Below are 8,662 nucleotides of genomic sequence, written 5' to 3'. Positions count from 1 at the left end.
TCCCTTTTACTCGCATCGGGTTCAATATGCACCCTTTCGCCCACATCGGGTTCAATAAACGCCCTTGCGGAAATTTTTATCTGGGCATTCTTCAGCCGTTTGGTACGGTTTTGAACCGCCTGCGGAAAAGTGGTTACAACGGGTTCAAGAAGCACCCTTTTATCTGCAAACGGTTCAAGAGGCACCCTCAGTAAAAAGGTAAGCAACACTTTTGTTGAAGCGGAGCGACGGTTTTGAACCGTCTGCGGAGATTTGGGACGGTATTGAACCGTTTGCGGGAGGCTGGGGCGGTAGTGAACCGAGTGGACCGCCTGCGGGGCGGGGTGGTTGGGAACGATATTGAGACTCTAGAAGCGTCTTCCACGCTTGCCGCCAAAGCCAGGCATACCACCCATTCCAGGCATACCGCCCATACCGCGCATCATCTGCTGCATCTGGCGCTTTGCTTGCTTGGAATTACCACCCATATTGCCAGCCATCTGGCGCATCTTGCCCATCATTTTGTTCATTTCACCCCACTGCTTGAGCAGCTGGTTAACTTCCTGAACACTACGGCCTGAACCCGCAGCAATACGGCGACGACGCTGACCATTAATCTGCTTGGGGTTTGCACGCTCCCCCACTGTCATTGAGTGAATCATAGCCTCAATGCGAGTAATCTGCGTATCATCAAGATTGCCGCCAGCCTGAGCCATCATACGCTCGCCACCAGGAATCATGCCAATCAGCTTGCCTAGACCACCCATTTTGCGAATCTGTTGCATCTGCGAGAGCATGTCATCCATCGTAAAGCCAGACTTGAGCATACGCTCAGCATCAGCAATATCCTGCTCGGTAGCAACCTTTTCAGCCTGTTCAATAATGCCAATAACGTCGCCCATGCCAAGAATACGCTTGGCCATGCGATCAGGATGAAAAACCTCGAGTGAATCGGGCTTCTCGCCCATAGAAACAAACTTAATAGGCTTACCAGTAACAGCACGTACCGAAAGAGCACCGCCGCCACGAGCATCGCCGTCGAGCTTGGACATGATGACACCATCAAAGTCTGTACGCTCGGCAAAGGTAGATACAACATTGACGATATCTTGACCGCCCATAGCGTCAACGACCATGAGGATTTGATCGGGCTTGACAGCCTGTTTGATTGCAATTGCTTCCTGCATCATAAGCTCATCGATTTGCAAACGACCTGCAGTATCGACGATAACGATGTCACACATGCGATCAACAGCGTTTTGGATGGAGCCCTTTGCGACCTCAACTGCATCTTTGCCATCGCCACGCCATACTGGCACACCAATCTCTCCACCAAGGGTCTCAAGTTGGTCAGCTGCAGCGGGACGGTGAGTATCGCAGGCAGCCAGCAAAGGACTGTGGCCCTGCTTCTTGAGCAAATAGGCAAGCTTGGAAGCTGCAGTAGTCTTACCAGAACCCTGCAGACCCACAAGCATAATGACATTAGGCGTGCGATTCTGGGCAAGCGCAAGCTTGGAATCAGTGGTGCCCAAAAGCTCAGTTAGGCGATCAAGTACAATACGCACAACATTTTGAGCAGGACTCAGCGAGTCAAGAACCTCGGCAGTCATACAGCGTTCCTTGCAAGCTGCCACAAAATCCTTGACAACACGATAATTTACATCAGCCTCAAGCAGAGCCATGCGAATCTCACGCATAGCTGCATTAATGTCGTCCTCGGTCAAGCGGCCCTTGCCGCGCAGCTTGGAAAAAGTATCTTGCAAGCGATCAGAGAGGCTGTTGAACATATACATCCCTTCAGGGTCATACACTAAAAAACATACGCAAAATCACGCTTAAGCTATGCAGTGACATCTCCCACTAATGCTGTCGTATAGGAAAGTGCATCAAAGGACTGCAAATCCTCAATACCCTCACCTACGCCTATACGATAAATCGGAAGTTTTAGCTCATGTGAGATGGCAATAGCAATACCGCCCTTGGCTGTACCGTCAAGTTTGGTAACAATCAGACCATCAATATCAAGTGCATCATTAAACTCGCGCGCCTGAGCAAGACCATTTTGCCCAGTTGTAGCATCAATCACCAAAACTACCGATACAGGGAACACACCATCGGCACGCTTGCGAGTGACACGCACAACCTTCTCAAGCTCACGCATAAGTTCAGGCGAGGTATGCAGGCGTCCTGCTGTATCGATAAGCACTAGTTGGCTGTTGTTTTTCTCAGCAGCATCTAATACGTCATAGCAGACGCTCGCAGGGTCTCCCCCACGTTCACGAGTAATTACAGGCACATGAGCTCGATCGCCCCAAACCTGCAGCTGCTCGATAGCAGCAGCGCGAAAAGTATCCGCACCGCCAATCACAACACCTTGGCCAGCAGATTTTGCAGCCCCTGCTAGTTTTCCCACAGTGGTTGTCTTACCCGCACCATTAATACCAACAAAGAGCACACAGCTTGGCAAATCAGAAAACGGATCACGTTCAGCAGGCGTAAATGCCTGTGCCAGACGCTTTGCCAAAGCAGAACGCAACTGATCGGGACGGACAAGATTTTCACGAGCAGCCTGCTCACGTAAATCATCGGTAACCTGCATTGCTACTTCGCCACCGATATCGCCCATTACCAGACGATCTGTGAGGTCCTCCCAAAAGTCCTCATCAACCTCGCCACCCATATAAAAAATCTCAGAAAGTGCCTCACGAGAACGAGAAAGGCCTTTCTGCAGGCGTTCCATAAAACCCATTAGGCATCAACTACCTTTCCTGTTGCGCGATCAAGTCGCTGACTGACCACACGACTGACACCATCAGCACGCATGGATACACCATACAAGACATCTGCTTGTTCCATCGTGCGCCTTTGGTGGCTGATAACAATGAGCTGCGTCGTTTCCTTAAGACGCTCGATAGCATCCAGAAGCTTGGTGAGGTTGGCATCGTCTAGTGCGGCTTCGACCTCATCAAAGATATAGAAGGGTACCGTGCGCGTCTTGTATACGGCAAAAAGCAATGCCAAAGCCGTAAGCGATTTTTCACCACCGCTCATCAGAGTCATTTTTGCAATACGCTTGCCACGTGGCTGCGCTGAAATCTCAATGCCCGTCTCATCGGGATGATCGGGATCGTCCATCTCAAGATGTGCTTTGCCGCCGGGGAAAAGCAAAGAAAAAACCTCAGAAAAATTGACGTTAACCTGGTCAAAAACGGTAAGGAACCTCTTGCGCATTTTGCGCTCAATAGCCAAAGTAATTTTGCGCAAAGAAGTACGCGCACGCTCAAGATCCTCAACCTGAGAGGCAATGTAGTCAGCGCGCTCCTTGAGTTTGCTATATTGATCCATCGCGGCCTCGTTAACTGGGCCTAGGGATTCCAGCTGATGAGCGATACGCTCGGCGCGACGTTCACTTTCCTCACGATTGTCAGGAGCAGGTAGCTCAAGTGCCTCCTCAAGAGGCATACCAGTTGCTGCAATAGCCTCAACAGCATGCTTAACTTCGACTTGAACTTTACCAATCTCAATTTTGACCGAAGCCTCTTCAGCCTTAGCAGCATCCAGCTCTTTTGCTGCAGCATCAGCCACTGCACGTGCCTCTGCGATGGTCTTTTTCAATGAATCAGAGCTTGCTTCTTCAAGAGAAGCGCGGTCGCGCAGACGCTCTGCCCATCTAAAAGCACATCCACGTACGGCATCATAACGCTCATGTAGCGGCTCTACACGCAGGCGCACTACATCCAGTGATGCAGCAGCCAGGCGCGTTGTCTCAAGGCGCTCTGTGAGTTGTTTGACCGAACGCAGAAGTTCACGCTCACGAGACTCTAGATGATTACGACGCTCAGAGGTTGTCGCAAGACGCAGCTTGGTTTCCGAATACCTGTCTTGGGCTTCGCGCTCTTCGCGACTTGCACGACTGCGCTCAGCATTGATATCTTCTAGTTGAGCAGCAATTTCTTTTGCACGCGCCTGTGCCTCATTGGCTGCTTGCTTGTGACGCTGTACCTGTTCGCGAGCCTCAGCAACCTTATCAGCAGCGGCCTGACGCGTACGCTCTACTTGCTTTTTTTCGGACAATGCCGAGTCATGCTGAGCCGCAAGGCGACCTAATTCAGAAGTGGTTGAACTCAGCTCACCCTTCATTCGTGCAAGCTCACCACGAGCAGCAGAACTTTCATCCCGTGCCGTAGCTAAAGCAGCCTCAGCATCGGCAAGACTTGTAATCGCTGTTTCCAAATTAGCCTGAAGCTGCGGCATAGATGCGCGGAGAGTACGTAGACGACGTTTGCGCTCAAGAGCGCCTGCCGAGACAGAGGCAAGTTTACCAACTGATGTGCGACCATCACCATGAACCACTGCGCCATCAGCAGAAACAAAGCTAAGTCCTGGATACATCTCATGCGCCTGCAAAGCCTGCTCAGCACTTTCTACATAACGCACACCATCTAACAGGCATGCGACTAAAGCCTCACAACCTGCTTGCGCCACAACCTTGCCTGCCAAAGCAACACCAGGCAGATTGTCTGCATCCTCATGCGCAAGCGAGGCGCTCTCAAGGGAAAGCAGTGTTGCTGTTCCCTTGCTATTCATCTCGAGAGCAGTTTGTGCCAGCAGTCCTGCTTCCTTGACGCTATCGACTACCAAAGCTGCTAGATCGCCGCCAAAAAACGCTTCAAACGCTGCCTCATATTCGGGAGCCGGTTCCATCACATCAGCTAAGCGATAGCGAATCAAATCTTTTTGAGGACCCCGAGCCAGGGCTGCCACCAAGTCACTTTGATTTTCTCCTGCACGATCAAGAGCCTCTGTAGCAGCAAGATCTGCCTCTGCAGCAGATAAGGCCTTGCGTGCAGATACTTCATGCTCACGTGCCAAAGACACAGCCTCGCGGCATTCAGCGATATGCTGCTCGGCAATATCTTGGTCGGCATGCGCCTGAGCAAGCGACGTCTCGAGCTGCTTTTTGCGCGCTTCAGCTTTTTCTGTAGCGGCTTCATTTTGGGTAAGCTGTTCGGAAATGCGAGACAAACGCTGCTCATAGAGTTCATCTGTTGTCTCAGCAGACTCAATCTGATCACGCAGACGTGCATACGCAAGCGTTTCGGTATCAGATACGTGCTGTGCCTGACGCTGTTCATTATTGAGTTTGTTGACTTGAGCTCCCAATTCACGACGGTGCGCCGTAGCTTCCTCAGAGCTCTGCTTGAGCTCCTTAACAGAGCTACGCAGCTCAGTTTCGGCACCTCGTGCTTCAGCAAGCTCAGACGAAACTGCAGAAAGCAAATGCTCAGCATCTGCGCGCTGCGTTTCTGCAGTCGATAAACTCATACGCATTTCAGAAAGACGGGCAACCATGTTTTTGCCCTTCTCCTCCAAAAGACGTATATCGGAATCCATGCGCCCTAACAAATCTTGCATACGGCGACGCTGACCATCAAGATCACCAACAAAAATGCCCTTTTGTTCAAGCAGAGACTGGTATTTCTCAAGCTCATGATTGCGCTCGTCAAGACGGTACTGAGCTAGCTCTACTCGAGCCGCCGCTTCGTTGCCAGCACTACTAAGCTCGCGATGACGCAGCTGCAACTGCCGCAAGTCATCAACGGCAAGCGAGGTGCGAATACCTTGAAGTTGCGCTTTAAGATCATGGTGACGGCGCGCTTGATCCACCTGACGTTCAAGGGGGCGTAATTGACGATTGAGCTCGCGTTGCACATCTTTGGCGCGAACCAAATTGGCATCCATCGCTGTCAGCTTGCGCTCGGCGCGCTCCTTACGACGGCGATGCTTGGAGATGCCAGCTGCTTCCTCGATAAGCTCACGACGTTCCTCGGGACGACCTGACAAAATTGAATCCAGCTTGCCCTGACTAATAATAGAATGTGTGTCTTTGCCCAATCCCGAATCATGCAGGATGTCTTGGATATCACGCAAACGCGAAGGGGCACCATTGACCAAATACTCAGACTCTCCCGAGCGATACATGCGCCGTGTAAGTGCCACTTCAGAAAAATCAATTGGAAGAGTATGGTCCTCGTTATCCAAAACGAGCGTGACCTCTGCCACACCCACTGGCTCACGAGCAGAGCTACCTGAAAAAATAACATCTTCCATAGCTTGACCACGCAACATGCGCGCGCTTTGCTCGCCTAATACCCAAAGTACCGCATCGGACACGTTTGATTTGCCCGAACCGTTAGGTCCTACTACAACGTTAAGACCAGGGTCAAAAGACATCTGCGTTTTGTCAGCAAAGGATTTGAAGCCCTTGAGGGAGAGCGACTTGAGATACATCAGTCTTCCTCCTGATGTTGGGCAAAATAATGCGAGAGTGTCATTGGGGCTGTGGGACTAGGGGCTGTGGCATCCTCAATATAACCTAGACGCACAAGAGCATCTTGAGCTGCAGCGCTTTCGGCATCTTTTTTTGAGCCGCCGCAACCACGACCAATACGTCTACCCTGTACCAGAGCCACAGCATTAAAAGTGGGTTGATGAGCAGGACCACTTTGTCCCACGATTTTGTATTCGGGTCCCTCATGCAGATCACGCTGAGTCACTTCCTGCAGACGTGATTTAGGTGAAATAGGTCGCTCGGCAATTTCAGGGGTAATATGTGGACCCAAGGTACGTCGCACAAAATCATGTGCTTTCTCGTACCCTGCATCCAAATACAGTGCACCAACAACTGCCTCATAAACATTCTCAAGAGCAGACCTCATACCGCGAGCGCCGGTACCCCGCTCTGACTCGCCAAACACGATAAGTTCGCCGATACCCAAATCCTCCGCCACCTCGGACAACATGGGGCCTGAAACCAGAGAAATTTTGAGACGGGTAAGCTCCCCTTCATCCATCTGAGGAAAACGCTCAAACAAATCGGTAGCGACAATGGCCCCCATGATGGAATCGCCTAAAAACTCAAGGCGTTCGTAGGAGTCGGAGACGGGATGACCCTCGACGGCTGAAGGGTGCGTAATGGCAGAGCTAATCAACCGCTGATTGAGAAAATGATGTCCAAGAATTTCCTCAAGGGCGGTGATGCGTTGGTGCAACTTCAAAAGAGCCCCTTACTGTGCTTTCAAAATGACGTCCATCGCGTCGCCAATGGTCTCAATCTCGCCTAGACCATCCTCGTCCACGGTGACTTCAAACTCATCTTCCATGGCAGTTACAAGCTCAAGCATGTCAAAGGAATCAGCACCCAAATCGTTGAAGCTCGTAGTTTCGGTCAACTCGTCAGCATCAACCTCAAGGGTCTCAGCGATAAGCGTGGCGACCTTGTCAAAAATTTCGCTGCGATCCATCATTCAGTCCTCTCTTAAACAACAAATCAAAACAAACACTTTGAGAAGATTGTAACCCCTGGGGCACCTTATTTTGTTGCCACAAGCTCATCGGAAATTTTGGCAACGAGACCAGAATTGACAGCAGCAGCAGCTGCAAGAGTACCGTGCTTAATTGCCTGAACTGAAGTGGCGCCATGACCAATGAACACGGGTGCTTTACAACCCAAAAGTACTGCTCCACCGTACTCATCGCCCGAAAGTGCAAGGGCTACTTCTTTAAGAGGCGATTTGATAAGCAGCGCGCCAAGGCCAACCACAGGTGATGCCTTGGCGGCTTTTTTGATTTCGGAAACCAAAAACTTTGCGGTGCCCTCAAGGGTCTTGAGCGCCACATTGCCTGTAAATCCATCGGTCACGATAACGTCAAAGGCGTCCCCAAAAAGATCAGAGCCCTCACAATTGCCAGCAAACCAGCCCGTGCTAGCTGTAGTCTCTACCAGCGCTTCATGAGCTGCAAGCGTTGCCTCAGAGCCTTTGGTCTCTTCTGCACCATTGGAAAGCAGAGCCACTTTGGGATCTGCCACCCCCAAAGTCACCTTGGCATAAGCACGTCCCATTTGAGCAAACTGCACCATCATTTCGGGACGAGCATCTGCATTGGCTCCAAGATCCACAAAAACCGTCCTATGCGCACTGCCACTTGGCAGAGCCGCTGCCAAAGCAGGACGCTTTACACCACGAATCCTGCCTACACCGAGAGTTGCTGCTGCAAAAATCGCACCTGTTGCCCCTGCAGAAAAGAAACCATCAGCTTTGCCCGCTCGTACCGCTGCGCAAGCTCGAACAATTGAAGAATCCTTTTTGTTGCGAACTGCCTCAGCTGGATGTTCTTCCATGCCTATAACCTCAGTCGATACCAACGCCTCAACACGGGGACGTACAGCAGCAAATGGTTCTACAAACTCAGCCGCACCAACAGCCAAGATTTGTAACTGAGGATCCTCAGCCAAAGCAGCATCAATTCCATCAAGAACTACCTGAGGCTCTTTGTCTCCGCCCATTACATCAACACAGATGCAGGTCATGCGGAACTCCTCTCAATTGGCAGACTACGCCTAAAACCTAATAAAAAAGGGTCGACCCCACGAGGAGACCGACCCCAGACTGTCCCTTGCAGCATGAGGCTACTCGGTGACAATGACCTCGCGGTCCTTGTAGTAGCCACAGTTGGGGCACACATGATGCGGCAGCTTGGGGGCGCCGCAGCGGGGGCACACCGAGCGGCTAGGTGCCGTGAGCTTGCTGTTTGCCGAACGGCGGGTGTGGGTGGCACCGCGACCCTTCTTTTGCTTAGGAACTGCCATGTTGACCTCTGCTTCCAACTCATCTCGCACCGT

The 8,662-nt window shown here is 51.4% G+C and carries 7 protein-coding genes; all 7 read right to left on the bottom strand.

Annotated features, from left to right (window positions below; translation table 11 throughout):
* Positions 1-347: 347 nt before the first annotated feature.
* Positions 348-1,766 (bottom strand): signal recognition particle protein, encoded by a 1,419-nt coding sequence (gene ffh, locus HMPREF9069_RS05035; RefSeq protein ID WP_035438509.1) that lies wholly within the window; start codon positions 1,764-1,766, stop codon positions 348-350.
* A 53-nt stretch (positions 1,767-1,819) separates the two neighbouring features.
* Complete coding sequence (gene ftsY, locus HMPREF9069_RS05030) at positions 1,820-2,728, bottom strand: signal recognition particle-docking protein FtsY (RefSeq protein WP_021626090.1); 909 nt, start codon at positions 2,726-2,728, stop codon at positions 1,820-1,822.
* Positions 2,728-6,270 (bottom strand): chromosome segregation protein SMC, encoded by a 3,543-nt coding sequence (smc, locus tag HMPREF9069_RS05025; protein ID WP_021626089.1) that lies wholly within the window; start codon positions 6,268-6,270, stop codon positions 2,728-2,730. The genes ftsY and smc overlap by 1 nt, the downstream gene beginning before the upstream one ends.
* The gene (gene rnc, locus HMPREF9069_RS05020) at positions 6,270-7,037 is read right to left on the bottom strand and encodes a ribonuclease III (protein ID WP_021626088.1); all 768 of its coding nucleotides are present in this window, start codon (positions 7,035-7,037) and stop codon (positions 6,270-6,272) included. Before rnc ends, smc begins: the two co-directional genes overlap by 1 nt.
* 9 nt (positions 7,038-7,046) lie before the next feature.
* Positions 7,047-7,286 carry an acyl carrier protein gene (locus HMPREF9069_RS05015; protein ID WP_021626087.1) on the bottom strand — a complete coding sequence of 80 codons (240 nt, stop codon included), beginning with the start codon at positions 7,284-7,286 and terminating at the stop codon, positions 7,047-7,049.
* 65 nt (positions 7,287-7,351) lie between these two features.
* The gene (gene plsX, locus HMPREF9069_RS05010) at positions 7,352-8,350 is read right to left on the bottom strand and encodes a phosphate acyltransferase PlsX (RefSeq protein ID WP_035438506.1); all 999 of its coding nucleotides are present in this window, start codon (positions 8,348-8,350) and stop codon (positions 7,352-7,354) included.
* Between the two features lie 99 nt (positions 8,351-8,449).
* Complete coding sequence (rpmF, locus tag HMPREF9069_RS05005; RefSeq protein ID WP_021735096.1) at positions 8,450-8,629, bottom strand: 50S ribosomal protein L32; 180 nt, start codon at positions 8,627-8,629, stop codon at positions 8,450-8,452.
* Positions 8,630-8,662: the final 33 nt, after the last annotated feature.

Source organism: Atopobium sp. oral taxon 810 str. F0209, from assembly GCF_000466405.1.
In the GTDB taxonomy this organism is placed as follows: Bacteria; Actinomycetota; Coriobacteriia; order Coriobacteriales; family Atopobiaceae; genus Olegusella.
The sequence above is the reverse complement of the archived record's forward strand: the minus strand, read 5'-3'. Positions and strand labels throughout refer to the sequence as shown.